Genomic DNA, 24,579 nt, shown 5'->3' on the forward strand with positions numbered 1-24,579 from the left:
TCTGGGGAGAAGAACTCGTGTCCGACGTGATCGTGGTGGGCGCCGGCCCCACCGGCCTGCTGCTCGCCGGCGACCTCGCCGAGGCCGGCGTTGACGTCACGCTGCTGGAACGACGGGGCGGCGACGTGTCGAACCTGTCCCGCGCGTTCGCCGTGCACGCCCGCACGCTGGAGGTGCTCGACGCCAGGGGACTGGCCGACGAACTGGACCGGACGGGTGCGGGCCGGCTTGCCGGACTGCGGTTGTTCGGCCGGGTGCGGGTCGACCTCGGTCGGTTGCCGAGCAGGTTCCCGTACATGCTGGTCACCGCGCAGTACAACGTGGAACGCGTGCTGCGCGAGCGAGCGGTCGCAGCGGGAGTGACCACCGTGCACAACACACACGTAAGTGGTGTGCGCCAGGACGACACCGGTGCATCGGTTGACACGCAAGGCCCAGACGGCTCGACGCAGTCCTACCGCGCGACCTATGTCGTCGGAGCTGATGGCTACCGCAGCGCCGTGCGCGACGCTCTGGGGCTGCCGTTCCCCGGCAAGTCCGTCCTGAAATCGATCATGCTGGCGGATGTGCGGCTGCGCGACACCCCGCCGGAAACCCTGACCGTGAACGGCACCGGCGACACCATGGCGTTCATCGCGCCGTTCGGCGACGGTTGGTGGCGCATCTTCGCCTGGGACCGCAACCGCGTCGTGTCCGACGACACTCAGTTGGAGCTCGAAGAAGTCCGCGCGGTCACGCAACGCGCATTGGGCAGCGACTACGGCATGCACGACCCGCGTTGGCTGTCTCGCTTCCACAGCGACGAACGGCAGTCGCCGCGCTACCGGGTGGGCCGCGTGTTCCTCGCGGGCGACGCCGCCCACGTCCACTCGCCCGCCGGCGGCATGGGCATGAACACCGGCCTGCAGGACGCCGCCAACCTGAGCTGGAAGCTGGCCGCCGTGCTGCGCGGCGCACCCGAGTCGTTGCTCGACTCCTACCAGGACGAGCGCCATCCGTTGGGAGAACAGGTTTTGCGGCTCAGCGGCACCCTGATCCGCATGGCCGTGCTGAAGCCGCGCCTCGCCCGAGCGTTCCGCGACGTCGTCGTGCCTCTCGCGGTTCGCATCCCGGCGGTCCACCGCCGTCTGATCGGCCGGGTGAGCGCCATCGGCTTCCGCTACCGGGCCCCGCACGGCGAACACGACCTCGTCGGCACCCGCATGCCGGACACACCTCTCGTGGACGGCACACGGCTGTACGAAGCACTGCGCGGCGGACGGTTCGTGCTGCTGGGCGACATCAAGCCCGAAGGCTGGCACGACCGAGTGCACGTGACGGCACCGGTCGACGGCCGTGTCGTGCTGGTCCGCCCGGACGGCTACGTCGCGAAGGTCTTTCCCGCGAGCGCCGACCGGGCGGAGGTGCACGCCGCGCTCAGGAAGCTGGCCGGGGAACCTTGAGTCCGCGTGCTGCGCAACGGTGCTTGCAGAGGATCACCGGAGCTGGAAGCGCGGGTCGACGGCCGCGGCGGCCAGTTCCGGACCGGTCATCGGCATCGTGCCCAGGTGGGGGCGACCGGAGCGGGCGACTCCGGCGCTCTGCATGACGAACACGACGGTGCCGTCCGAGTGGCGATAGCCGGCCCACTGGGCTGATGTCAGGCCGTCCTGTGGCGGATAGACGACATCCGCAACGGCGACCTTCTTGCCGTTGACATCCACTTCGACGCAACTGGCGCGGGTGGCGTCCCACGCCGCCGGCCTCAGTCCGCAGCCTTCGCCTGTCGTCGCCCACCCCGGCGAGTAGACCGTTGCGACGAGTTCACCGACACCCTCGCCCTTGGTCAACGGAGTGCCCGCGGCGTAGTTCCACACCTCGGTGCCGTTGACAGTCCCTGCCGACATGGCCTTGTGGCTCTTCAACGTCCGGTCGGCGTAGTCGTCCACACCCTTGAGATCGCCCGGTGTCCCGTACCCGGCCGGTGCCAGCGCGTCCAGCGCGGCCGCCAGTGCCGCGGCCCGGTCGTACTCAGGACCGGCGGTCGCCGTCGCGTCGGCACGCGCGCTGGTGGACGGCGCCGGAGTGTCCTTAGTCGCTGACGGTGGCGCACCGACAGGTATTTCGCCGCTGTGCCCCTGGGACGGCGCGAGCACGGTCACCCCAGCCGCGATGATCGCGACCACCGCCGCGCTTCCCGCACTCGCCCGTACCGCGCGACGCCGGTTGAGGGCTCGCCGTCCGGCCGTCAGCACGGGCTCCTCCCTCATCGGCGGTGGCTCCACCGCCACGGCGTGGTCCATCGCTGCCCGCAACTCACGATCGTTCATCCGCAGACTCCTCGTTCTGAAAGACCAAGCTGGTCACACACTGTTGGCCGGCACCAGTGACCGCAGCGCCGTGAGGCCGCGAGCCAGCTGGCTCTTGACCGTCCCGGTGCTGCACCCCATCGTTTTCGCGGTGTCCTCAATGGACAGGTCCTCCCAGATCCGCAGCACCACGGCGGCTCGCTGGCGCGGCGCGACCGCGGCGAGTGCCTGCACCAGCACCACGCGGTTCTCGACGTGGTCGTCCAGTTCGGGCAGCGGGCGATCTCCGACTTCGGAGATCGGCCGCTCGCGCCGGAAGAAACCGCGTCGTTTCTCGTCGAGGAAGGTCCGCACGAGGATCTGACGGGTGTACGAGTCGAGCTTCTCGTCCTGGCCGACCCGGTGCCACACCAGGTAAAGCTTCACGAACGCGTTCTGGACGAGGTCCTCCGCGCGGTGCCAGTCCCCGCACAGCAGGAACGCGGTCGCCCGCATCGCCCCCGATCTGGCGGCGAAGTACGCCGCGAACCGGTCCTCGCGTCCGTTCATGGTCCGTTCCACACCGGCATTCACGGGACTAGTCACGCCATGCCTCCGCCGAAAGGTTGCAACTTCTCGGCGAAGACATGGCGTGACTTGCTCCGCGACGCGCGGGACTGCCGTGCGCGCCCAACACCCTTGTGGAGATGTTTGATGCGAAGCAGACGAGCCTTGTCGGGGCTGCTTGCACTCGTCGCGGTGGTGACAGTGCCGTCGGCGCCGTCCGCGGCCGCCGACCCCGCGGTGGTCGCACCACTCGACGCCGCCAACACGACCGTGACTTTGCTGACCGGCGACACCGTCACCGTCAGCGGCAAGCGCCTGGTGAACGTGCGTCCGGCGCCGGGCAGGGAACGCTTGTTGTTCGACTCCCACACCGATGATCGGGGCGACCTCAACGTCATCCCGGAAGATGCGCGGACACCGTTGCAGAAGGGCACCCTCGACCCGCGGTTGTTCAACGTCACCAGCCTGATCGCCGCAGGGTTCGCCGACGTCTCTGCCGCCCGCCTGCCGTTGATCGTCGACTACGCCGGGCATGCGCCCCGCACGGGTACCGCCCAGGTCACCAGGGAACTGCCCGCCCTGAACGCGACGGCCGTCTCCGTGGCTCGTTCCGCCGAGTTCTGGCCGGTGGCGCGCACGGCCGACCGCGTGTGGCTCGACGAACGGGTCCGGGCGACGCTCGAGCACTCGGTGCCGCAGATCGGTGCCCCGGCCGCCTGGCAGGCAGGCCACACCGGCGCCGGTACCAAGGTCGCGGTCCTCGACACCGGGATCGACGCCACGCACCCGGATCTCGCCGGTGCGGTGGCGGACGCCCGCGACTTCACCGGTGGTGAGAACCCCGACGACCGCATCGGCCACGGCACGCACGTCGCGTCGATCATCACCGGCGAGCACGACAAGTACCGCGGCGTCGCGCCGGACACCAGGATCCTCAACGGGAAGGTCCTCGGCGACGACGGCGTCGGCTACGTGTCGACGGTCATCGAAGGCATGCAGTGGGCGGCGGACCAGGGCGCCGACGTGGTCAACATGAGCCTGAGCGGCGGCGCGAGCGACGGCACGGACCCGTTGTCGCAGGCGGTGAACCGGCTCACCGCCGAAACGGGGACGTTGTTCGTCGTCGCGGCGGGCAACGACGGCGTCATCGGACTGCCGGGCACCGCGGACGCGGCACTGACCGTCGGCGCGGTCGACCGCGCAGACACCGTGGCCGGGTTCTCCGGCCGAGGTCCGCGGTACGGCGACGGTGCGGTCAAACCGGACCTCACCGCGCCAGGCGTGGACATCGTCGCGGCGCGCGCCGCGCACAGCGTCCGGGGTGAACCCGGCCAGAGCCACATCCCGTTGTCGGGCACGTCGATGGCGACCCCGCACGTCGCCGGTGCGGCCGCGATCCTGGCAGGACAGCACCCGAAATGGACCGCGGAACAGCTCAAGGCCACCCTCATGGGCAGCGCCACCGCGAAGGACGGGGAGACGGTCTACTCCCAGGGCGCGGGCCGGGTCGACCTCGGCAAGGCGGTCGGGTCGACCACGTCGGCCTCACCCGCGAGCCTGAACCTCGGCCTGGTGCGGTGGCCGTACCAGGACACCGGCACGATCACGAAGACCCTCACGTACACCAACCACGGCACCACTCCGGTCAACTTCACGCTCGCGGCGGACCTCAAGCACCAGAACGGTTCCCCGGCACCGCAGGGCATGCTCACCATCACCCCGGCCGCGGTGACCGTCCCGGCCGGAGGCCAGAGCACCGTGACCGTCACGGCGGACGTCATGGTGAACGGACCCGCTGGCGCGGTCGCGGGAACCATCACCGCGACCGCGGGCGCCACGGTGGTGCGCACACCGATCGGGATGGAGCGCGAGGTCGAGAGCTACGACGTCGACCTGAGCGCGATCGCCCACGACGGCACGCCCAGTACCGACTACTACTACCGGTTCGTCCCGATCGACAGGGTCGGTATCCACAAGTCCTACGCCACCGGGCCGACCACGGTCCGGTTGCCGGCGGGTGAGTACCTCTACACCGGCTTCGTCCGGGATGCGGCGACCGGGCGTCAGGCGTACGTCGTCGAGCCGACGTTCACCGTCAGCAAGAAGACCGCACTGCTCTTCGACGCCCGTGAGGCGGTGCCCGTCGACATCACCGTGGACGACCCGTCCGCGCGGGACACCTACACCCAGCTCGACTTCGAGCGCAAAACCCGCAACGAGTTCGGTTTCACCGGCATGTCGGTGCAGGTGTTCGCCGGGGAACTGCACAGGGTCAGCGTGCGGCCGTCGTCCACCAGCCACCGGGACTTCACCTTCACCATGCAGACCACGAAGGCGAAGTGGAACGGCCAGTCGTTCGACGGCAGCCCGTACCTGTACCACCTGAAGCACACCGACCACGCCATCCCGCGCACCCCGAGGTGGCACGACAAGACGGGCGACCTCGCCAAGGTGCGGTCCGAGCACGCGAGCACCACACCGGGGTCGACCGGCATCCGCGACCGGGTCGCCATCCCGGTGCCCGGCACCCTGACCGAGTACTACACGCCGGACGTGCCGTGGGCCTTCCGCACCTTCGCCGAGGTGCTCGGCGACCAGTGGCTCTCCGTGCTCACCCAGTACAAGCCGATGGTGTTCTCCCGCGGGAAGACCACGACCGTGCGCTGGAACCGCGGCGTGTTCGGGCCGTCCCTCTCCGACGGCGGGCCGGGTTCCACGGCGTTCCGGGGACTGGACCAGCTGCACTTCCAGATCGCCCCGGTGTCGGACCAGCAACCCGGCCGTGACGGCGAGTTCCCGTTGGACGGTCACACGCAACTGCTGCGCGACGGCAAGGTCATCGGCGAAAGCAGTGCCGCGGTCTTCGGCAGGTTCGACGTGGGCCCGGAACGAGCCGAGTACACCGTGCGCAGCACCGCGGACCGTTCCGCCTTCGCGGGCCTGACCACCAAGTACGAGGCGGAGTGGAAGTTCGCCTCGGAACGCAGCCAGCGGCCGCTCGAGACGTTCGAGCTGCCGTTGCTCGGGGTGCGGTTCACCCCGGACCTCGACAACCGCAACGCCGCACCCGCCGGGAAGTCCTTCCGGATCCCGGTTTCGGTGCAGCGCAACGGCACCACCACTCCGGGCACCGTGTCCAAGCCGACCGTCGAGATCTCCTACGACGACGGCGGAACCTGGGCGCCGATGAAGGTCCAGCGTGACCGTGCTCAGTGGACGGTCATCGCCCACCACCCGGCCGGCGCGAAGTTCGTCTCGCTGCGCTCGTCGGTCGACGACCCCGCGGGGAACAGCCAGCGGCAGACCATCATCCGCGCCTACGCGCTGAAGTAACGCCGTGAGGGGCCGGTGCTGCCGGCCCCTCACCCGGCGGTGTGTGCTCGGCTCAGGCCGCGTGCTCGCAGGGGTCGTTCGCCAGCAGGAACTGGCGCAGTCCAGCGAGATCGTCGGTGTTGAGGTGGTCGACGCCGGCCGCGATCAGCTCGCGCCACACCGCATCCCGCGCCGCGCCCGCCACGTCCGGGGTGGCCCAGAACCGCACCCGGTACCCGGCGTCGTGCGCCTGCTCGACGATGCGGTGGAGCTTCTCCCGCTCCGCTGCCGGAATGGGTCCGCTGCCCTGCCACGTGAAGTTCTTGGTCCAGTTGTCGCTGACGAGCGGCATGAACGAAGCGGGGGTGCCGGTGCCGAGATCGCCCATCCGCCCGTCGTACGCGGCCAGCCGGACTCGCTGGGCGAGCATGTCCTCGCGCGGCCGGTTGCCGCTGATGACCACTTCGACCGCACCGCGCCGCTCGTGGCCGTTGACCCACTGGCTGACCATGGGACGGAACTCGCGCAACGCCTCGTCCACTGCCTTGTACGTGGCCGGTCCGTCGCTCTTGATGTCGACGAGCAGTTGGAACGTGCCGCGCCAGCGCGGGTAGACGCTGTGCCCGTTCGCGCGCACCCGCTTGGCGAGCGGTTCGAGGTAGAGGCTGCGCAGCGTGCGGCCCGGTCGCGCGTCGACCAGGTCGTGCGCCACGCGGAGCTCCCCGTCCACCAGCCACACGTCGGCCTCCACCGACGTGAACCCGCGGTCGAGGGCGTCGAACAGCGGACGGGTGTGCTCGTAGTCGTTGTGCGCGTGGGCACGTTCGAGCGGCTGCACCCCGCCTGCCGACGCACCCGGCACCGGGCCGACCACGACGGTCATCAACAGTGTCAGCAGCACGGACAGCGATCGCTTCATCGGATTCCCTTCGCAGCGTTCGCACAGTGTTTAGCCGCCGCCGATGGAACCAGTTCTGCTTCCGGGTGAACACCACTGGTCGCGGCGCTGTGCATTGGCCTCGAGCCAGGGAACGATGGCGGCGATGCAGCCGTCCGGACTGGTCATGGGACGGCCGTTCATGGTGGCGACCAGGTAGCCGACGCCGAACAACGCGTCCCAGGTGCGGCCCGGCGGCAGGTGTCGGCAGACACGGCACGACGCACGTTTTCCCAGCCGTGCCAAGCCATCTGAGCCGCGTCGATGGCGGGGTCGCCGGGCATGGTCACGGGAGTGAGCGGTTCCGGCACCTGGCACGGCAGACCAGCGGAAGCCAGTTGCCGCAACACCTCCACGCGGCGCCGAGCGGCCTCCTGCTGACCTGGACCGCGGCGACGCCGGGGATCAGCAGCACGTGGTGGATGTTGCCGTCGGCCGCGACGAAGGCGTCGTCCAACCGCACGCCGGGCAGCAGTGCGGAGGCGATCGCCGGCAGGTCCGGGGTGGCGTCGGACATCGTCAGAGGTCCAGCCACATGATGCGCAGACCGACGGGTCCCTGAATCGGGTGCCGGAAGGCTCTTGGAGCAACGCCGAGTGTGACGAACCCAAGGCCCTCGTAGAGGCGGACGGCGGCCGTGTTCGTGTCGACGACGGCGTTGAACTGGACGGCCGCGAATCCGCTCCGCCGGGCCCAGTCGATCAGGTCGGTGGTGAGGGCGCGCCCGACACCGGTGCCGCGTGCTCGTTCGGCGACCATCAGGGTGCCGGAAGCGACGTGGTTTCCGGGCCCCTGCCGGTTGGCGTACATGTTCGCGGTTCCGACCACCCGGTGGTCAGCGGTGGCCACGACCACGCGCGCCGGTGCGGGCAACTGCCACATCCGCCTGGCGTCGGGTTCGCTCATGCCGGGGTCGTAGGGGATGGTCTGCTGTTCGGTGACGACGTCGCGGATGATCGACCAGATCTCCGGCCAGTCGTCGTCGTGTGCCTCGCGGATCGCAAGTTGCTTTGATTGCACGTCTCTCATCCTGCCCTTCAGCCGGTGAGGGCGTGGTTGATCTGCCGGGTGGTCTGCGCGGCGACGCGGGGATTGACGGCGGCGTAGGCGAGGTAGGCGTTCAAACCGGTGGCCAGGGCCCAGCCGCGACCGCGAGTCCAGGTGGGATCGTCCACTTCGAGCACTGCGCGGAAGGTGGCTCGCGTCTCGGCCGACATGAGGGTGAAGGCGATGATCAGGTCGCAGGCCGGATCACCGACACCGAGCTCGCCGAAGTCGATGACAGCGCTGAGGCGGCCGCCGGTCGTCAGCAGGTTGCCGGTGTGGAAGTCGCCGTGGCGCCAGACCGGTGCCTGTTCCGGGGCGGCCAGAGCCGCATCCCACAGCTCGGTCATCGCCGCGGTGTCGAACGCGTCGCCGACCTTCGCGATGGCGGACCGCGTCGCCGCGTCCCGTGCGGCCAGCGGCAAGCTCTTGAGGTCCTCGGTCGGTGCGCCGTCGAACCGGTGGAGTGCGGTCAGGAACTCGGCCAGCTCAAGTGCGGCCTCGTGCGAGCCGGACAGCGCGTCGACGGTCGCCACCTCGCCGTCGAGCCAGCGCGACACCGCCCACGGCCACGGATAGCCGAAGTCCGGTTCACCCACTTCGACCGGCACGGGAATCGTGAGTGGCAGGTGCGGGGCGAGCTCGGGCAACCACTGGGCTTCCTTGCGCGCCTGCGTGATCGCGCCGGCGTGCCGAGGGAGTCGAACGGACAGCTCCTCACCCAGCCGGTAGATCACGTGATCCGAGCCGGCCGGGGAGTGCAGCAGCAGCGGCAACTCGGCCCACTGCGGGAACTGCGCCTCGACCAGCCGCCTCGCCAGGGCGGCATCGATGGTTGGTTCGGTCAATCACAGCTCCCGAGGTGGTAGCAGCGCGGCGGTGAGCGCGGTGGCGAGGAAGTCGCGGAACCGTTCGAGTGGCCAGGCCTGGCGCAGCACGAGGAGCTCGTAGAGAGCGGGATCCGTGTAGGCCCACATCACGTCGCGGGCCTGCGCGACATCGACGCCGGGGCGCAGGTGGCCGCGGTCGTGCAGCAGCCGGGCCTGGTGGTCCATGCGATCGAGCCGTTCGCTGTCGAGCCGGCCGAGCAGGTCGGCCATCTCGGGCGAGCTGACCGCAGCCGCGCGGACGAGCAGCACCACCGGCCCGAGCCGCGGCACGACCTCGCACGCAAACCCGGCCCACCGCTTGATGATCGTGTACGGATTCGCCTCATGAGCCCCCATCGCGTCCGACCGCCGCGTCGTCGGCACGGGATCGGGTCCGGCCAGCGCGGCGTCGGCGATCGCCTGCACCAGCCCAGGCTTGTTCCCGAACGCCTTGTAAACGGTCTCGACCGACACGCCCGCCCGTCCGGCGATGGCGCTGATCTTGGTCGTGGCGTACCCGTCGGCCAGGAACAGCTCGCGGGCGGCCGCAAGGATCGCGGCGCGGTTCTCCTGTGCCTGCTGGCGACGTCGGGTGGAGTCGTAACTCCTCGTCGCCTTGACCTTCGCCATAGTTGGGAACATACTCCTGTATTGGTTACAGGTAACTGTATCTGATCGGAGGTGGGCGGCATGACCGACCGCCCTGAAACCGGCCCGACGGCCGTCGTAGCACGGATCAACAAGGCCACCTGCGAGCACGACCTGGACGCGCTCGCGGCCTGCTTCACCAGCGACTACCAAAGCGTGTGGCCGATCCACCCTGCCCGCAGCTTCGGCGGTGCAGAACAGGTGCGGCGCAACTGGGAGCAGATCTTCGCCGCAGTCCCCGACCTGCGAACCGAAGTCCTCAACAGCGTCGTGTCCGGCGACGAGGTCTGGTCGGAATGGGAGTTCAAGGGCACCCGCCGCGACGGCCGGCCGTTCCTGATGCGCGGCGTCGTGATCCTGCGCGTGCCCGCCGACCAGGCGACCCTCGCCCGCTTCTACCTGGAGCCGGTAGACCCCACGACCGACGACGTCGACGCCGCCGTGCGCCGCCTGACGGGCGAGGCCAGACCATGATCCTCGTGGCCGGCGGAACCGGCACGTTGGGAACACGGGTGGTGCGGGCGCTCTCCGACGTACCGGTGCGAGTCCTGACCCGGTCCTCGGATCGAGCCAGCCACCTGTCCGCTGAGATCGTGGTCGGCGACGTCCGTGAGCCGGCAACGCTCCCGCCAGCCCTGCACGGCGTGACCACAGTCATCTCAGCCGTGCAAGGCTTCGCCGGAACGGACCCCGGCGGTGCCATCGCAGTAGATCTCCGCGGCAACTCGAACCTGCTCCGCGCGGCGGTAACCGCAGGCGCGCAACGGTTCATCCTGATCTCCGCGGTGGGCGCCGCGCCGGACAGCGTTTTGGACTTGCGCCGAGTCAAACACCAGGCCGAGCAGGCCGCTTTGCGCAGCGGCCTCGAGACGTTGGTCATCCGGCCCACCGTCTACCTGGAAACCTGGCTCGGCATCCTGTCTTCAATGATCGAGACCAAGCGAGCCGTGACGCTCTTCGGCCGCGGCGCCAACCCGATCAACTTCGTCAGCGCCGACGACGTCGCCGCCCTCGTCGACCACGCCACCCGCGCACCCGAACTCGCCGTCGCGACGCTGGAAATCGGCGGCCCGGACAACGTCACTTTGCAGGAGCTCGCCTGCACGTTGCTGGCTCGACACGGCCTTCCAGAGAAGATCAACCACGTTCCGCTGCCTGTGCTCCGAGCGGTCGCGACCCTCACTCGTCCGTTCAAACCCTCGGTCGCGGCGCTCGCCCGGTTCGGAATCACCATGGACGTCACGGACATGACGCTCGCGGAGGACACGGCGCGAGCCCGAGTCCCCGGCCTGCCGCTGACGAGCGTTGCTGACGTCGTTGCGCAGCGCTATCCGCGGTAGACGTTGGTGCGGTGCCAGGTGAAGTAGGGCTGCGAGCTGGCGCGGTGTGCCCCGCAGGGACGTCCGTGCAGCTGGTCCAGGTGATCGCGCAGCCGGCCGCGAAGTCCGTCCTCGAACCAGGAGAGAACGCGACCGGTGTCGTCCACGGTGATGTGGCCGGACTCGAACAGGCTGTCGCAGCCGAACTTGCAGGCCAGCATCGCCACGTTGGTCAGGTCGTTGCGCTCGTCGTCGGTGCACAAGGACCGCTTCTTGATGTGGGCCGCGACGAGGAAGTCCCCTGGGTAGTCGTGTCCGCACAGGTCGCAAGGCGCGGCGGTGCGGCCGCCGAGCAACAACCTGCGCAGTTCCCGCTGCTCCTTGCGGGTCGTGACCTGCGCGCTGCCGTCGAGCACGGCGAACTTCCGGATGCGCACCGGGAACTTCGGGTCGTGCAACGTGACGACGGCCGGCCGGCGGGAGACGACCGTGCCGGGAATGGTCGCCAGCACAGCGCCGACGAACGAGGAACGGTGCCCCAGCTCGTCGACGCTCACGAGCACCGACCCCTGCGCGTGCAGCTTCTCCAAGCCGGCCTCGACGTCGCGAACATCGACCCACTGCCCCTGTGGCGACCGGTCGGTGGTCACCCGCACCTGCTTCTGGTTGACCTCCACGATGGTGTTCACGCTGCCGGTCACCGTCTCGATGGGATCTCCGATGAGCGAGCGCAGCAGAGCCAACGCGTCCGGTGCCTTACCGCGGTTCGCCGGCTTTGTCAGGTCCGCAGCCAGCCGGTCGGCGTCATCAGCGGCGTAACCAGGCACCCGCAACCTGAGCCGGATCTGCTTGGTGGCGTTGCCGTCCGGGTTCTGGCCGATCTTTCCCTGCGCACGGCCCATCTTCTTGCGCAGCGCCTCGATGTCCGGCGTCGTCGCCAGCACGACCGGTGACTCGACGATCGTGCGCTGGGCCTCGGGCAGATGCCTGACCGGGGCGGAGTCCACGACTCCGCTCTCCAGTACTGCGCCGCGCTCGCGAAGCCGCCGGAGCAGCAGTTCCAGGGCGACGTTGTACTGGTGGTTGCGGCCGTGCGGGCTTCCGTTGACTTTGCCGCCCGCGCTCTTCATGACCAACGCGAGGTGGTCGCCGTCCGGTTCGATCTCGAACTCCGCGTTGAGCACGGCACCGGCGTCGTCTGTTGCGCGCATGCCTCCATCATCGACGCTTGCCCGCCCGCGATCTGCAAGGTTTGAGACCGTTGCGTCATGAACTCCGACAACGGCGTGGCGCTCGGATCGGCCGCCGCGGACTTCCTGAAGGCGCACCTGATCAGACCTGGTGTGCGCGACGGCGTCGCGCTGGAACCCGGTCTGACCGAGGCTGAGCTCGCCGCGGTGGAGGAGAGGTACGGGTTCGAGTTCGCCGACGACCACCGCTCCATGCTCGCCGAAGTGCTCCCCACCGGCCCTTCATGGCCCGACTGGCGCAACGGCGACGAGCTCGTGCTTCGCCGCAGCGCGGCCTGGCCGGTCGACCGGGGTGCTGTTCGACGTGCAGAACAACTGCTTCTGGCACGAAAGCTGGGGCGAGCGGCCGTCGGGCGACGACGCGGCAGTCGAGCAGGCGAAGGCACACCTCGCCACCGTGCCGCGCATGATTCCGATCTACTCGCATCGCTGCCTGTCGGCGGGGCGCGGCAGCTTCGGAAACCCCGTGCTGTCCATGTACCAGACGGACATCATTTACTACGGGTTCGACCTTCTCGACTACGTTGCCCACGAGTTCTACATCCGCGATCCGGACCGTCCGTGGCGTCATCCGAAGCAGATCCCGTTCTGGAGCGACCTGCTGTGAACGACAAAGGGCGGACGCTCGCAAGCGTCCGCCCTTTGTCTTCAGTGTCCGAGAGCCGAGTTGCGCTCTATCCCTACGGCTCTCCTTGGGGTGACGTACACGGGCGACCTGCGTCGATCGGTTACGACAGTCGGTGGCTGGTGCAAGTTGGCGGGAAGGCTGCAATCGGCCTCGACCTGCATGGACAGCTGCTGGGGGCGGCCACTGAGCGGAGAACTCAGCATCGAGCCGAAGTACGGCAAAGCAGAAGAGGCCGTCACGTAGACGACCTCTTCTGCTTGATCAACTTCTATGTCCGAGAAGCGACTTGCTCTCTATCCCTACGGCTTGCGCTGCTCGACCAGGCGTGATGGGCAGGCAGAACCCTTGTCCCGTTGGTGTCGTCCTGGTCGCCAATACGGGTGCACAGGAGGACACCAACGGGACGGGCATCTGAGGCTGTGACCTGCTCGAATAGCTCGACGTTCGCTGCGGGACAGGCGATATGGCCTCGTCCTGCTTGTCCCGTGAGCTTCGCTATGTTCGGCCGAACGAGTCAAGTTGTGCAGGACGGGACGTGTCACAGCGCTGTCGCCGGGTCCGGTGATCCTAGAGTCCGCCCATGCAACTTGACTCAACTCAGACGGCAGCGGTGTGCTGTGAGGCGCCAGCGCTGCTCACGCAGTCCACCTCTGCATGGCATGTGAAAGTACGCCAAGGTTTGGACCCTGGTTGACTGCAACTGAATGTGTGTCAACGGGGTTGGGGCGCCGTCAAGACGCCTAATTCTGGCGGTAATTGAGCTTATCTTATTGAACGAACGTAAATTGAGCGAGGTTTAAGTGATTCTCCCGAAAGAGGCTCCGAGTACGATATCCGTTGTCGAGGAGTTCTTTGGCGAAGGCATTGAGTTAGGTGTTGCGCAACGCGTCCTGGATACTCCACTGTATCAACTTGTCGAGCTGGCGGATCGGCTCGTCGAGCACAATCGAAGACTTCAAAGAGCCTTAAGTAGAAGATGTGGTTCCGCATTCATTCACAAGGACTACGAGGTTTTCGCAAAGATTGATCGCACAATTCATGACAGAATCTATCTGCATGGATACGAGTGCTCCGACCTAGTTGACGACCCGGATCTTAATCACCTCCTCTTGTTCTCTGCTCACACAATTCTTCCTGATCGCACGCTCGATTGGGCGGAAGAGACGGCATTCCTTGCGACGCATGACCAGATGTATCCCGTTGAGCGGGTGGCTGTGGAATTGGCTGGAGCCTTGGAGTCGATAACTCCGCTTGCTGCGTTGATACGCAAGGGATACGTCGTGCCGGTAGCGACAAAAGAAGTTCTGGTCCTGGGGCACCATAGGGATGACGGTGGGAACGGCTTTCCTCTCAGTTTTAGTACGGAAATCGACGACTATGCGAACCCGTCCATATTCTGGCAGGATCCGTATCTGGCATGGCTTCTTGTCAAGAAGCTGGAGTGCATTCCATCCTGGGAGCTTGACGCATTGGATCTGTCTGATCCGACGCGCGTTCAAGAGGCTGCTTCCTACTACCTAGATAACCCAACATATAATCCTGATGTCGGAAGGTTCTGTCGAGAGGCTATAGTCTCGGCACACCCCAATGCTACCATCGATCAGATTCGTGATGCGGTTCAGATAGGTTTTCTTCACCGCGAGTCGCGGGCCATGCCGATGGTTTCCTGCTTGACTGGAGTTGAGCATCTGACGAGATCCACGAAGGTTTTGCTAGACGGATCTGCTGTGCCGTTTGATCATCGGCACGAATCAGAACTTCGCTCGATAAGCTACAGAACCCCCTCGCTGCGTCATGTGTCTACCAGTGACATGGTGAAGCTTCGTCTCCAGGAAGACCTGTACGAAGAGGTGCGACGCAGTATGGAAGAGCTTCTACGGGTTGCGCAGAACTCACCAACGCCAGCTGGATATCTTCAATTTAAGAGTCTGATTGAAAGCTGCGCAGAAGACGTCGTACGACCAACCTACGAGAGGCTTTCTAAGCAAGCTAGTCGTGCGAAGCTGGGTACGACTATTGGAGGACTTGGCGCTGGCGGCATGGTTTCACTCGCCATTAATGCGATCTCTGCGCTTGTTCCTGCTGCTGGGGCATTGATAGCACGGTCGACGGCAAACCCAGCAGGAAATATTGCGAAGGGTATGGTGGAAAAGAGAATAGGGAAGAAGGGGCGCATTGCTGAGACTGAGATTGCTTGCTCGATCTTGTTGTCAGTCTTGCCGCCGACTGTGCGAAGATAGCAAAAGCTGGCCCCGGCTTCTGTTCTCGGGAAGCGCCTGTCGTGGGGCTGTTGACTACGCTTCAGGTGAAAGCTTTTCGAGGACTATCTGCCCAATTTGAGAGAGCGTGTATCGCCGATCGCCACGAACTGCGGCCCAGGTATTATTGAGTGCATCCTCGATGATCCGGTCGCTTAAGAGTGACGTGAGAAGAATATCGAGTACTTGCGACAGGTGCGGGAGTCTGGCGTCGAGCTCGTGTCGTTGTGCTCCGGCTGGTGCTGGTGAGCCATCCTCAAACATAGTGGGCGGCTTCTGTGCCTCGATGTTGATGGCCGCGATTACCTGTAGGTGCTCTTCGTCGAGCCGGTCGAGTACGCGGACGAGGACATTCGCCTGCATGCGGCTGTTGTGATCCTCGTAGACTGCGCCTGCCATGATCCCTGCGTAGATCATTCGGAGTCGTTCGATGCGGGTTGATCGAGCGGCGTCGAGCGCTCGCTCCCAAAGTGCGGCAAGCTCGTCATCGCTATCCAGCCGTGCTTTGACTTGATCCACGCCCTCATTGAGCAGTTTTAAGACTTCTTGGATCATTGCTGTCTCGCGGCGACGTTTGCGTTCCTCCCAGCCGTTGAACAGCTCAACAGCGATGCCGCCGCCTGGGATCAAGCTAGCCGCCCCCTTGGCAAGTGCCTTGCCGGTGAGCTTGGCGTCGTCCTTGCCAGGGTTGTTAGCGTCTGCCTCGTCGAAGGGGTCAGTCATGTCCCGAGTCTACTTTGGCAAACCGCGGTTTGATGGACGCCCGAACTCACTGACAGAGCGGCGGTTGCCAGACCAATTGGCCGGTGATCAATTTCCGCTCGGCGGGTTAGGCGGATCATTCTGCCGTTCAGCCATCGGCGAATGCCAATCGACACACCTCGTACAGCCAGGAGCGCACCGGCCGCAAAGCCAACTGACGCATCGTTCGCGGGCGCGAAAAATCCGCTCGTGATCGTCGTCAGGCTGTGGCGTTCGAACTTCCACCCTCATTGGGGATCACGCTGACGATGCGTGGCATCCGGCGCTCGGTGTCGCGCCTGGTCAGAAGAAGCTCGCCGAACCGCCATGCGCGCGACGAGTTCGCCGTACACGACGGCGATGATCACGGCGAGTATCGCCACCAAGACCACGTCGAGTCCGCAGATACACAATGCTCCGGCCGTCATCGGTGCTGCTCCTGGCGATCGGCTAGCGCGCGAAGCTGCTCCGACAACATCGACGAGAAGTTCTCGGCACCTTGCGGGAGGAAGCCGATCAGCACCGGGCACGGACTGCCGGGCAGCGTGACGTAGATCAGGTCATCGTCGCCGAGGTGCGCCTCGATCGGTGTGCTTGACCGGACCACGGTGACCACATATCCCGAGCCGAGGAGCCCTTCGGCCGCCGGGTGCCGTTCGCCAGGCGTAGTCACGGTGACCTCCGTTGCGAGGTGTCCGGCGGCGCTGAGGCGGACAGGAGGTGTCCACGCCGCCGGACGGCTCGGGGGCCGCTTGTGAGCGACCCATGTCAAACTGAAATCAACGTCTCATCAGCACTTGGTCAGCGGAACGACCTGGTGACGACATGTAGGCGACATGGGCGACTCGGGAGGTGGGACGGCGTGCGGACGTTCCGGACGGTCCTTGAGCAGAAGATTCGCGAACGGCGTGAGACTCTCCAGGAGTTCGTCGACTTCGCCGAGGCGTTCGCGCGTGAGCACAATGAGCCGGGCATGATCGGCAAGCGTCATCTTCAGCGGCTCATCGCTGGTCGGAAGGCTTCTGGGGAACCGCTTGCGCCGACTGTTCAGCCGGCAACCGCGCGCTTGCTGGAACGTATCTTCGAGATCCGGATCGACGACCTTTTGTCGCCGCCGAAGCCACCCGAGGCCGTGGGGCAACAACGACCGGAACGAGACGCGGTCGAGTTGGCAGCTGCACTTGACTGGCTCGACGAACGCGCGGGTTGGAAGGCAGGAACGAGCCGTTCGAAGGTGCGCACGAGGCTTGAGGCGCTCGACCTAGGGGCTCTGTTGGACCGGGGAGCGCGGCGAGCGAGGGTGGGGCGAACGGCGCTGGCTCGCGCGCTCGTCGAGTACTACGGCGACCAGGGCATCTACCGGGCGATTTGCGCGGGCGTCGAGATCCTGACCAGCGTTGTGAGTCGTGCGGAATGGCTTGACCTGGCGTGCCCGCTCGGTGGCGCGCGTGATGAGCTGATGCTCGCCGAGGAGACCGGCGTGCGGCGGGCGCTGGACGAGGTTGAGGCCTCGGCGGCCCTGTCGCGGCTCGCGGAGTCGGTCGCGCTCGGCGTGCGCTTCGCCAACCTGCCGCTGTATCGCCTGCGAAGCGTTGACTTCGGCCCTGGGAGGGTCCAGGGGAGCGTCGGCATCGTGCCGTTCGTCGAGTACGCACTGACCGCCGATCTGCTCGAACGCGAACTGACCGATGCCGTTGCGGCTGGAGGCCTCGCTCGACGAACTCCCTTGCGGGACAACCAATTGCCGAGCATTGGCGCGGTGCACGACCTGTCGGGCCGCGTGTGTGCTGGCGGTGTTCTGGCCTTGTGCGCGATCGCTCGGCCGCATGATCAAGTCCGCGGTTCGGCTGACTACGCCCTGTTGGTCCAGGAACGGTCGCGCCAAGTGTTGAACGCCGCCGGACGGCTCGCGGTGATCCCGAAGGGCTTCCACCAGCCGCTTACCGATGTGCGAGCCGAGACGGCGGTGGGCGCGACGCTCCGGCGCGAGCTGGAAGAGGAGCTGTTCGGCCGTCACGACGTCGATGCGACGGCGGGTGAGGCACGCTCGGCCGCGCCGATGCATCCGAGCCGACGATCGGATCCGATGAAGTGGCTGACTGGGGCACCGGGCCGGTTGCGGATGGAGTGCACAGGATTCGGGCTGAACCTCGTCAGTGGGAACTACGAGTTCGCGAGCCTCGTCGTGATCGAAGACGAGGAGTTCTGGCACCGGTTCGGCGGGCAGGTCGAGGCCAACTGGGAAGCAAGCGGACTGCGGCTGTATTCCAGCCTCGACGGCGACCTGGTGAGCGAGTTGATCTCGCAAGAGGCCTGGAGCAACGAGGGACTGTTCGCGTTGCTCCAGGGCTTGCGTCGGCTGAGCGAGATCGGCGGCGACCGTGTCAGCCTGCCGCCGGTCGAGTGGTGGCTCAGCGACTGATCACGTCTGGGACGGCCAGCGAACCGTCATGACCACCGAGTCCTCAATGGACTCCCACGAGTGGTCGATGCCGGGACCCCACATCACGTAGTCACCTTGGCGGGTCATCGTCGCGCTTCCCTCGGTCAGGTCAACGCGGAAGTTCCCCTGTACCAACAGAACCAAGGTCGTGCGCTGGTCGTCCGCGGTCCACTCGACACGCTTGTCACCAGCAGGGTGATTGAACCACTTCACCTCGACGTCCTTCGACGACCGCACGCCCTCGGACGGATCGATGAAGTGCCCGACCAGCCAGCCGCGCGTGGCGCTTCCGTCCTCCGCAGCGTTGCCCTGGCTCCAGTTCGCGGTCACCGTATCTCCCACTCGATCGTTGGCACATTCACGCGGCTACCGCCGATCTCCTTGAGTCGGCGAAGTCCTTGCAGGAGCGCGAACAAACCCTCGTTGCTCCACGCCTCGTCGGCCGCGAGCTCCTCGACGAGCTCGGCATCGGCACTGGAGTACTGGCGAAGGTTCGCCGTCTCCCAGTTGGCCTCGATCTGTCCGCCGTACCGCTGCCAGAACTCTTCGTCATCGACGACGATCAGGAGGGGGAACTCGAAGTTCCCGCTCACGAGGTTCAGCCCGAATCCGGTGGACTCCATCCGCAAGCGGCCCGGCTCGCCGAGGAGCCAACGCATCGGCTCGGAAAGGCGGCTCGGGTGCATCGGATCGGCGCTGCGCTGGTCGCCCACCGTGTTGTCGATGTCGTGGCGGCCGAACAGCTCCTCTTCCATCTCGCGGCGCATCGTCGCGCCCACCTGAGCATCAGCCCGGAAGTCCGTCAGTGGCTGGTGGAAGCCCTTTGGGATCACCGCAAGCCGGCGCGCGGCGTTGATGACGTGACCTGAGCGCTCCTGCACCAGAAGAACGTAGTCCGCTGGACCGCGGAATGGGTCGGCAGGTCGAGCGAATGCGCACAACGCGAGCGTTCCGCCTGCGGTTAGACGTCCGCCCACGTCCAGGACGGAGTCGAGATCCGGCAGGTAGCGGTCACGAAGCGGTAGAGCGCCTGCGGGCGTGCCGGTGGATAGCGCGTCGACCAGCTCACCTTCTAGGAGGTCCATCGTCACGATGTACTCCACGAATGAAGTGAGCCCGACCGATCCGCCGATCGACTGCGGCCCCATGTCGACGCTCAGCAAGCGGTAGAGCGGCATGTTCATGAACCGGATGCCGAGCGAGAGCGACTCGGCGAGCCGCTGAACAGCCTGGTCGAACGCCTCCTCGTCCATGGCGAGGGGCACGTCTCCGGCCGCACGTTCGAGAGCGAGCCGGTCATGGGTGGCGACCATCGGGCAGGCGAGATCGAGCCAGTCCGCGCGCGTGAAGATGGTGGTGTCCGCCTCGACGTCGCCGAACCGTGCGGCGTATCGGCCGTACCCGTCGGAGCGGCGGCCGTAGTAGCTCGCGAGTGCTTGAGCGACGGTGCTCTGATCGACGCGTCCGCGACGACTTCCCCTGTCCCGCAAGGCATTCACGTCGATCTTGGCGAGACGTGACGCCACGGCGCGGCGCGCGGCTCCCGGTTCGCGAGCCGCGCGACCGTCGAGCCAGTCGAGTGCGGCGACGATGTTCGGATCGGCGGCGAGACGCTGTTCTGCGTCTGCTGCCGCACTGGCTGTTGTTACTGGTGTGGTCGCGGCGACAGACACGCCTGCGCGAGCTTCGGCGAAGCGCGCCTTCACATCGTCGGACGCTCGATCGAGCGTTGTGTCCAAGGCCTGTTGCAGCTCCGGCTTGGGTCGTGAGCTGGGCTTTTTGTGCCAGTTGCCCACTGTGCGCCAGTGAACGCCGAGGAGATCAGCGAACCCTTCCTGGCTGAGCCGCAGTGCGTCCTGCAAGGCGCACGCGTCGGCACCGGTCCAGCCGTTCGGCAACGTCATCTCGTCGCTACCCCCGAAGCGCGATATGTAGGGAAGTTGTCGCTGTTGTGTAGGGATCTTGCATGGGCTCCAGCGCGTTTTCGCAGTGGAATTGGAGCCGTGGAAAACAGCAGCGCCACCAGGACAAACAACGAACTACCTGCGGCCGCGGACATGCTTCGCGAGCTCCGCGAGTTGGCTCATTACCGAAGCAACGTCGGATTTGAGACCGTCGAGCCGCTCGGTGATGTCTTCGAGTCGCTCTTCGACACGGTCCATTCGCGACCACAGCGTGTCGGCGAGGTCCACAACCGGGTCGCCGACCTCGGGAGGCTTGCGGCCGCGCAGCACTGCGTCCAGGTGCTGCGGGTGCCAACCCAGTGCGGTGGAAAGGGATTCGAGGGTTCGAGGGCTCCGCCGGCGTTCCACGAGGTTGTGCTGAAGCTCGCGGACGATCGCGAGCGACACGTGTGACCGCTCGGCGAGTTCCTTCTGCCGCAATCCCAGCTCGCCCACCCGCTGGTTGATCGCCTCGGCGACTGCCGCCCAATCCTCCGACACGTATTTCCTCCGCGCTCCGCCTCGGCGCCGAGATTAGTCACTGTTTCGCGCACTGCGGGGTGACACGGCGTTTCACGCGTCGTCCGCGGCTCCGCATGCCTTCGCGACGACTGATATCAGCACGAATCAAACTGAAATCATCATTTCAAGCAGAAAGGCTATTCCTCATGCGTACTTCTCTGCCTTCTAACGTCCACACCATCCGCGAAACCGCGTGGCTCCTCGGCGTCGACCGGTCCGAGGTCTGCCGTGCCATCCGGCTCGGCAAGCTGCGCGCCGAATGTCGGCGCGGCCAGACCGTCATCCCAGTGAGCGCGCTCCTCCCACTGCTCGCCAACGCCGGTCCGGGGGTGCTCCGTGACTGACGACCAACTGATCGGCATCGCGTGGTCACTCGACCGTCTGCGTTGGGTGCCCACCGACCAGCTCGCCGAGGTCGTCGAGCGCGACGGCCTGTGCATGTGGGCGTTCACGAACGAGCCGCCAGACGCCGGTGAGGAGCTGACCGACCGTGAACTGGCTCAGCGCACTTGTGCCGGATGCCCTGTGCAGGACGAGTGTTTGGAACTGGAGTTGCGCACAGCCGGTGAGGACACCATCGGCGTGTGGGGTGCGCTCACCGATGACGAACGGCGGGAGCTGTATCCGCATTGGCTCCGACGCGGTGAGCGCTTCGAGAGGGGGCCGCGTTCATGAACGCACTCACTCTCACTCCGACTCAGGTCATGGCGGGCGTCGGCGCGCTCCTGGCGCTGGTGCTCGTCTGGCGGATGGCATCCCGTCGTGCGAAAGCGGCCGCGAACGCCGCACGCACGAGTGCGCGGTTCGCCTCGCTCGCCGGACGTGTGCTGTTCAACGCCGCGCTGATCGTCGTGGCTCAGTGGATCGTTATCACCCAACGCGGTAGCGGCTGGTTGCTCGTTGCGGTGCTCGCCGTGCCCGCGCTGTTCGCGTCGTACACGCTGACCAAGGCGCTGACCGTGACGACGTACGAGCCGCATCGCCGAGGCGGTGAACGGCGATGAGCGAGCCGATCGAGCGCGTAGCGGTGCAGGTCGATCGGTTGTGCTGGACCGGCATCCTGCTCGGACTGGCGTTCACCATGACCAACGTTCAGCAGTTCGCGGCGGCTGGCTCACCGATGTGGTCGCTCGCCTGGTCCGCCGCGTGGCTGCTCGACCCGATGGTGTCGCTGGTGCTGCTGGCGATCCTTCGAGCCGAGCAAGTCACGGCCCGGCACGGCATCCGCATGGGTGGTTGGGTGCGGGCGGCGAAGTGGTTCACGCTCGGCGCGACGTACGTCATGAACACGTGGAGCGCGTACGCCGCCGGATCGGCCGCGCTGGTGGTGCTGCACTCGGTTCCGCCGCTCGTCGTGTTCGTCGCCGCCGAGGCCGTGACGGATCTTCGAGACAAGCTCGGCTCGGCGGTCGCCACGTTCACGGCCGTGCAGACCGAACCGCACGCTTCGCCGAGTCCACAACGGAAAGCACCGAAGAGCGCGAATCCGAGGACGTCGTTCGCCGACTACCTCGCGGTTGCCAAAGCGGCTCAAACGCCGGACGTGACTGTCACGCCCGCATGGGTGCGCGAGGTGACGCAGTGCTCACGCGGCCTGTCATCGAGGCTCGCTTCGGCGCTGAACGCCGAGGTGCCGTCATGAACGGCGAGATGGTTCCGGCGGGACCGGTGTTCGAGGGTGAACTCGTCGACGACCAGGCGGACGCGGTACAGCCGCCACCGACTCATCGCGTCGTCAGCTGGTGGCAGCGATCGCGGTTCGTTCCGGCGGCGTTGAAGTCGAGGCAGGCAGTCGGGTACGCGGCGAAGGACGGGGTCGCGTGGTTGGTTCGGTCGCCGTTCCGCTTCCTCCGAGCCACCTTTCGCGGGCTGGCCGTCGCTGTGCGCGGTTGGCGGGGATGGGTGCGAGTACGCGACTACCGCGAGGCTGCCGAACAGTCGGAGAAGTTGGCGGACAAGTTCGCGGAGATCCGTGGGCTGACGTTGTTCCGGTGGAAGGTGACCGGCGTCGTGCTCGTGGTTTCCGTTGTCTCCCTTGCGATCCTCGATCTCGTCTACGGGCACCGGGCGTTGTGGATCGCCGGCGTCGGCGGCTCGGCGGCGTTGGCGATCCTCGGCAGGCAGAAGGACGGGAACCCTGGCCGGAAGGCTGCTCTTGCCGGGCCACGCTCGCTCGCGTGGACGATGGATCCACAGATCCTGGTGGACGCGTTCCGGGACGCGAAGCTGATCGGCAAGGACGAAACCCTGAGGCTCGTCGAGCGAGCGAAGCACCAGGGCGGGGGATGGGCGGTCACCGTCGATCTCCCCGCCACCCGCAAGGCGGCCGACGTCGTGAAGCACCGGGAAGACCTGGCGTCGGCTCTGGCGGTCGACGAGATCCAGCTCAGCGTCGAGCGAGTGCGAGGCAACGGCGGACACGCTGGACGCGTCGCGATGTGGGTTGCCGACGAGGACCCGTACGCCAAGCCGCCGATCCGGACACCGTTGCTCGCGGTCGAGCGGTGGGACGCGTGGCGGCCGGTGCCGTTCGGCACCGATGCACGGGGCAGGCGGATCACGCTGCCGCTGGTGTGGACGTCGCTTCTGATCGGCGCGCTTCCCAGGCAGGGCAAGACAATGGCCGAACGGTTGGCTGCCGCGGGCTTGATCTTGGACCCCCATGTGCGGCTGTACGTTGCCGACTTCAAGAACGGGAAGGACTGGAAAGCCGCTGAGAAGGTCGCCCATCGGTTCATGGCGGGCGACGACGCCGAACACGTGCTCGCGTTCTTGGATTGGCTCGTCGAGCTGGTCGCCGACGTCCAGAACCGCTACCGGCGGATGCAGGACCTCGACGACGTCACTTGTCCCGAGTCGAAGGTGACGCCGGACATGTCTCGTGATCAGTCGTTGGGGATGCCGATCACGGCGCTGATTGTGGACGAGGTCCACATCGCGTTGGAGGACCGCACTCCTGTTGAGGTGCAAGGGAAGAAGCTCACGGCGGGGGAGTACATCGGCGAGCTTCTGACGTGGCTCGCGAAGAAGGCTCCAGCAGCCGGCATCATCCTCGTTTTGGCGACGCAGCGGCCGGACAGCAAGACCATCCCGACCAAGCTGCGTGCCGTGCTCGGCTCCCGGTTCGCCTTGCGCGTCATGGACTTCCGCGACAGCAACATCATTCTTGGCGAACAGATGAACACGCGCGGATACGACAGCAGCCGCCTCCTCCCGTCTCATCGCGGTGTGGGCATCCTGCGACCAGATGGCGAGACCCAAGCTGGTGCCGACGTACTCGCGCTGACCGTGCGGACCTACTACATGCCGAACGAGGACTGGCGGGAGATCTGCGAGCGCGGCCGTGCCCTGCGCGAGGCGGAAGGGACGTTGAGCGGGCACGCGGCGGGGCAGGACGTGCCACCGATGCTGGACCGTGCGGCGGTCGTGAAGGCCATAGGGACTGGCTCTGTGGCGAGCCTGCCTGACGTCGAGTTGCCCGAACCGTTGGCGTCGGTCGTCGACTACCTCGGTGACGATCTCGACGAGCGAGAGTTTGTTCCCTCCGCCGAACTGGTCGAGGCACTGAACGTTGAGGTCACGGCATTCGGCGTGGGCATGGGTGAGTTGGGGTGTCGGCCCACACGGCAGTACGTCACCACGGACGAGGGCACGCGACGTGTGCGCGGCTACCTGACCACCGACCTCCGCGCGGCAGTTGGTCGCATCGCTGATGCTGAAATCAGCACCACAGGTGCCGCTGAAGGCGGTCTGTGATGAGCGCTGACGAGGTGCAGGACGGTGAACTCAGGTTCAACCCGCCAAGTGAACTACCTGTTCTGACTAGGGAGG

At 66.5% G+C, this 24,579-nt stretch carries 25 protein-coding genes; 12 read left to right on the forward strand and 13 right to left on the reverse strand.

Going from position 1 to position 24,579, the window contains the following annotated elements:
- Positions 1 to 17 precede the first annotated feature (17 nt).
- On the forward strand, positions 18 to 1,442 hold the full coding sequence (locus DI276_RS34510; protein ID WP_112271215.1) for an FAD-dependent monooxygenase: 1,425 nt from the start codon (positions 18 to 20) through the stop codon (positions 1,440 to 1,442).
- Positions 1,443 to 1,475: 33 nt separating this feature from the next.
- Here the strand turns inward: DI276_RS34510 and DI276_RS34515 are convergent, their stop codons facing one another.
- A complete protein-coding gene (locus DI276_RS34515; RefSeq protein WP_112271227.1) occupies positions 1,476 to 2,309 on the reverse strand; it encodes a hypothetical protein in 834 nt (277 codons plus the stop codon).
- Between the two features lie 33 nt (positions 2,310 to 2,342).
- Entirely contained in the window at positions 2,343 to 2,837 is a 495-nt protein-coding gene (locus tag DI276_RS34520) for a SigE family RNA polymerase sigma factor (RefSeq protein ID WP_112271229.1), read from the reverse strand.
- 162 nt (positions 2,838 to 2,999) lie between these two features.
- Here DI276_RS34520 and DI276_RS34525 point away from each other — a divergent pair, with 162 nt between their 5' ends.
- Positions 3,000 to 6,167, forward strand: a complete 3,168-nt coding sequence (locus DI276_RS34525) for a S8 family peptidase (RefSeq protein WP_112271231.1) — start codon at positions 3,000 to 3,002, stop codon at positions 6,165 to 6,167.
- Between the two features lie 52 nt (positions 6,168 to 6,219).
- On the opposite strand, the gene DI276_RS34530 is transcribed toward DI276_RS34525, so the two are convergent.
- The 5 genes from DI276_RS34530 to DI276_RS34550 form a co-directional block, all read right to left on the reverse strand.
- The gene (locus tag DI276_RS34530) at positions 6,220 to 7,065 is read right to left on the reverse strand and encodes a phosphatidylinositol-specific phospholipase C/glycerophosphodiester phosphodiesterase family protein (RefSeq protein WP_112271233.1); all 846 of its coding nucleotides are present in this window, start codon (positions 7,063 to 7,065) and stop codon (positions 6,220 to 6,222) included.
- A 304-nt stretch (positions 7,066 to 7,369) separates the two neighbouring features.
- Complete coding sequence (locus DI276_RS51390; protein ID WP_198681077.1) at positions 7,370 to 7,600, reverse strand: hypothetical protein; 231 nt, start codon at positions 7,598 to 7,600, stop codon at positions 7,370 to 7,372.
- Positions 7,601 to 7,602: 2 nt separating this feature from the next.
- Entirely contained in the window at positions 7,603 to 8,103 is a 501-nt protein-coding gene (locus tag DI276_RS34540) for a GNAT family N-acetyltransferase (protein ID WP_232837110.1), read from the reverse strand.
- 17 nt (positions 8,104 to 8,120) lie between these two features.
- Positions 8,121 to 8,975, reverse strand: a complete 855-nt coding sequence (locus DI276_RS34545) for an aminoglycoside phosphotransferase family protein (RefSeq protein WP_112271237.1) — start codon at positions 8,973 to 8,975, stop codon at positions 8,121 to 8,123.
- Positions 8,976 to 9,626, reverse strand: coding sequence for a TetR/AcrR family transcriptional regulator (locus DI276_RS34550; RefSeq protein WP_157985110.1), 651 nt, complete (start codon positions 9,624 to 9,626; stop codon positions 8,976 to 8,978).
- Between the two features lie 60 nt (positions 9,627 to 9,686).
- Here DI276_RS34550 and DI276_RS34555 point away from each other — a divergent pair, with 60 nt between their 5' ends.
- On the forward strand, positions 9,687 to 10,118 hold the full coding sequence (locus DI276_RS34555; protein ID WP_112271241.1) for a nuclear transport factor 2 family protein: 432 nt from the start codon (positions 9,687 to 9,689) through the stop codon (positions 10,116 to 10,118).
- Positions 10,115 to 10,984: an SDR family oxidoreductase gene (locus tag DI276_RS34560; RefSeq protein WP_112271243.1), complete on the forward strand. Its 870-nt coding sequence runs from the start codon at positions 10,115 to 10,117 to the stop codon at positions 10,982 to 10,984. Before DI276_RS34555 ends, DI276_RS34560 begins: the two co-directional genes overlap by 4 nt.
- Here the strand turns inward: DI276_RS34560 and DI276_RS34565 are convergent.
- Positions 10,972 to 12,174 (reverse strand): HNH endonuclease, encoded by a 1,203-nt coding sequence (locus tag DI276_RS34565; protein ID WP_112271245.1) that lies wholly within the window; start codon positions 12,172 to 12,174, stop codon positions 10,972 to 10,974. The two genes, DI276_RS34560 and DI276_RS34565, sit on opposite strands and share 13 nt — an antisense overlap.
- A 331-nt stretch (positions 12,175 to 12,505) precedes the next feature.
- On the opposite strand from DI276_RS34565, the gene DI276_RS51395 reads away from it, so the two are divergent.
- A complete protein-coding gene (locus DI276_RS51395; protein ID WP_198681078.1) occupies positions 12,506 to 12,820 on the forward strand; it encodes a hypothetical protein in 315 nt (104 codons plus the stop codon).
- 821 nt (positions 12,821 to 13,641) lie between these two features.
- Entirely contained in the window at positions 13,642 to 15,081 is a 1,440-nt protein-coding gene (locus DI276_RS50355; RefSeq protein WP_157985111.1) for a hypothetical protein, read from the forward strand.
- Between the two features lie 54 nt (positions 15,082 to 15,135).
- On the opposite strand, the gene DI276_RS34575 is transcribed toward DI276_RS50355, so the two are convergent.
- Both DI276_RS34575 and DI276_RS34580 read right to left on the reverse strand, forming a co-directional pair.
- Positions 15,136 to 15,822: a hypothetical protein gene (locus DI276_RS34575; RefSeq protein ID WP_112271247.1), complete on the reverse strand. Its 687-nt coding sequence runs from the start codon at positions 15,820 to 15,822 to the stop codon at positions 15,136 to 15,138.
- 442 nt (positions 15,823 to 16,264) lie between these two features.
- Complete coding sequence (locus DI276_RS34580; protein WP_146231427.1) at positions 16,265 to 16,513, reverse strand: hypothetical protein; 249 nt, start codon at positions 16,511 to 16,513, stop codon at positions 16,265 to 16,267.
- Between the two features lie 189 nt (positions 16,514 to 16,702).
- Here DI276_RS34580 and DI276_RS34585 point away from each other — a divergent pair, with 189 nt between their 5' ends.
- Complete coding sequence (locus tag DI276_RS34585) at positions 16,703 to 18,262, forward strand: transcriptional regulator (RefSeq protein ID WP_232837111.1); 1,560 nt, start codon at positions 16,703 to 16,705, stop codon at positions 18,260 to 18,262.
- On the opposite strand, the gene DI276_RS34590 is transcribed toward DI276_RS34585, so the two are convergent.
- The 3 genes from DI276_RS34590 to DI276_RS34600 form a co-directional block, all read right to left on the reverse strand.
- A complete protein-coding gene (locus DI276_RS34590; protein ID WP_112271251.1) occupies positions 18,263 to 18,613 on the reverse strand; it encodes a signal peptidase I in 351 nt (116 codons plus the stop codon).
- Complete coding sequence (locus DI276_RS34595; RefSeq protein WP_112271253.1) at positions 18,610 to 20,187, reverse strand: transcriptional regulator; 1,578 nt, start codon at positions 20,185 to 20,187, stop codon at positions 18,610 to 18,612. Before DI276_RS34595 ends, DI276_RS34590 begins: the two co-directional genes overlap by 4 nt.
- 135 nt (positions 20,188 to 20,322) lie before the next feature.
- Positions 20,323 to 20,727, reverse strand: coding sequence for an XRE family transcriptional regulator (locus DI276_RS34600; RefSeq protein ID WP_112271256.1), 405 nt, complete (start codon positions 20,725 to 20,727; stop codon positions 20,323 to 20,325).
- Between the two features lie 167 nt (positions 20,728 to 20,894).
- Between DI276_RS34600 and DI276_RS34605 the strand changes: the two genes are divergently transcribed.
- Genes DI276_RS34605 through DI276_RS34625 form a run of 5 tightly spaced genes read left to right on the forward strand, consistent with a single transcriptional unit; the run spans position 20,895 to position 24,504 of the window.
- Positions 20,895 to 21,092: a helix-turn-helix domain-containing protein gene (locus DI276_RS34605; protein ID WP_112271258.1), complete on the forward strand. Its 198-nt coding sequence runs from the start codon at positions 20,895 to 20,897 to the stop codon at positions 21,090 to 21,092.
- Complete coding sequence (locus tag DI276_RS34610) at positions 21,085 to 21,423, forward strand: WhiB family transcriptional regulator (RefSeq protein WP_232837112.1); 339 nt, start codon at positions 21,085 to 21,087, stop codon at positions 21,421 to 21,423. Before DI276_RS34605 ends, DI276_RS34610 begins: the two co-directional genes overlap by 8 nt.
- On the forward strand, positions 21,420 to 21,752 hold the full coding sequence (locus DI276_RS34615) for a hypothetical protein (protein ID WP_112271260.1): 333 nt from the start codon (positions 21,420 to 21,422) through the stop codon (positions 21,750 to 21,752). Before DI276_RS34610 ends, DI276_RS34615 begins: the two co-directional genes overlap by 4 nt.
- On the forward strand, positions 21,749 to 22,390 hold the full coding sequence (locus DI276_RS34620; RefSeq protein WP_112271263.1) for a hypothetical protein: 642 nt from the start codon (positions 21,749 to 21,751) through the stop codon (positions 22,388 to 22,390). The genes DI276_RS34615 and DI276_RS34620 overlap by 4 nt, the downstream gene beginning before the upstream one ends.
- A complete protein-coding gene (locus tag DI276_RS34625; protein WP_112271265.1) occupies positions 22,387 to 24,504 on the forward strand; it encodes an FtsK/SpoIIIE domain-containing protein in 2,118 nt (705 codons plus the stop codon). Before DI276_RS34620 ends, DI276_RS34625 begins: the two co-directional genes overlap by 4 nt.
- The last annotated feature ends 75 nt before the right edge of the window (positions 24,505 to 24,579 follow it).

It is taken from the genome of Lentzea terrae, from assembly GCF_003265345.1.
In the GTDB taxonomy this organism is placed as follows: domain Bacteria; phylum Actinomycetota; class Actinomycetes; order Mycobacteriales; family Pseudonocardiaceae; genus Lentzea; species Lentzea terrae.

What these genes read in the sequence shown, in the direction of transcription:
- DI276_RS34615 (WP_112271260.1), top strand. Translation starts at nt 21,420, where the DNA reads ATGAACGCACTCACTCTCACTCCGACTCAGGTCATGGCGGGCGTCGGC.
- DI276_RS34575 (WP_112271247.1), bottom strand. Translation starts at nt 15,822, where the DNA reads ATGACTGACCCCTTCGACGAGGCAGACGCTAACAACCCTGGCAAGGAC.
- DI276_RS34530 (WP_112271233.1), bottom strand. Translation starts at nt 7,065, where the DNA reads ATGAAGCGATCGCTGTCCGTGCTGCTGACACTGTTGATGACCGTCGTG.
- DI276_RS34595 (WP_112271253.1), bottom strand. Translation starts at nt 20,187, where the DNA reads ATGACGTTGCCGAACGGCTGGACCGGTGCCGACGCGTGCGCCTTGCAG.
- DI276_RS51390 (WP_198681077.1), bottom strand. Translation starts at nt 7,600, where the DNA reads ATGTCCGACGCCACCCCGGACCTGCCGGCGATCGCCTCCGCACTGCTG.
- DI276_RS34515 (WP_112271227.1), bottom strand. Translation starts at nt 2,309, where the DNA reads ATGAACGATCGTGAGTTGCGGGCAGCGATGGACCACGCCGTGGCGGTG.
- DI276_RS34520 (WP_112271229.1), bottom strand. Translation starts at nt 2,837, where the DNA reads ATGAACGGACGCGAGGACCGGTTCGCGGCGTACTTCGCCGCCAGATCG.
- DI276_RS34560 (WP_112271243.1), top strand. Translation starts at nt 10,115, where the DNA reads ATGATCCTCGTGGCCGGCGGAACCGGCACGTTGGGAACACGGGTGGTG.
- DI276_RS34555 (WP_112271241.1), top strand. Translation starts at nt 9,687, where the DNA reads ATGACCGACCGCCCTGAAACCGGCCCGACGGCCGTCGTAGCACGGATC.
- DI276_RS34550 (WP_157985110.1), bottom strand. Translation starts at nt 9,626, where the DNA reads ATGGCGAAGGTCAAGGCGACGAGGAGTTACGACTCCACCCGACGTCGC.
- DI276_RS34565 (WP_112271245.1), bottom strand. Translation starts at nt 12,174, where the DNA reads ATGCGCGCAACAGACGACGCCGGTGCCGTGCTCAACGCGGAGTTCGAG.
- DI276_RS34605 (WP_112271258.1), top strand. Translation starts at nt 20,895, where the DNA reads ATGCGTACTTCTCTGCCTTCTAACGTCCACACCATCCGCGAAACCGCG.
- DI276_RS34620 (WP_112271263.1), top strand. Translation starts at nt 21,749, where the DNA reads ATGAGCGAGCCGATCGAGCGCGTAGCGGTGCAGGTCGATCGGTTGTGC.
- DI276_RS34625 (WP_112271265.1), top strand. Translation starts at nt 22,387, where the DNA reads ATGAACGGCGAGATGGTTCCGGCGGGACCGGTGTTCGAGGGTGAACTC.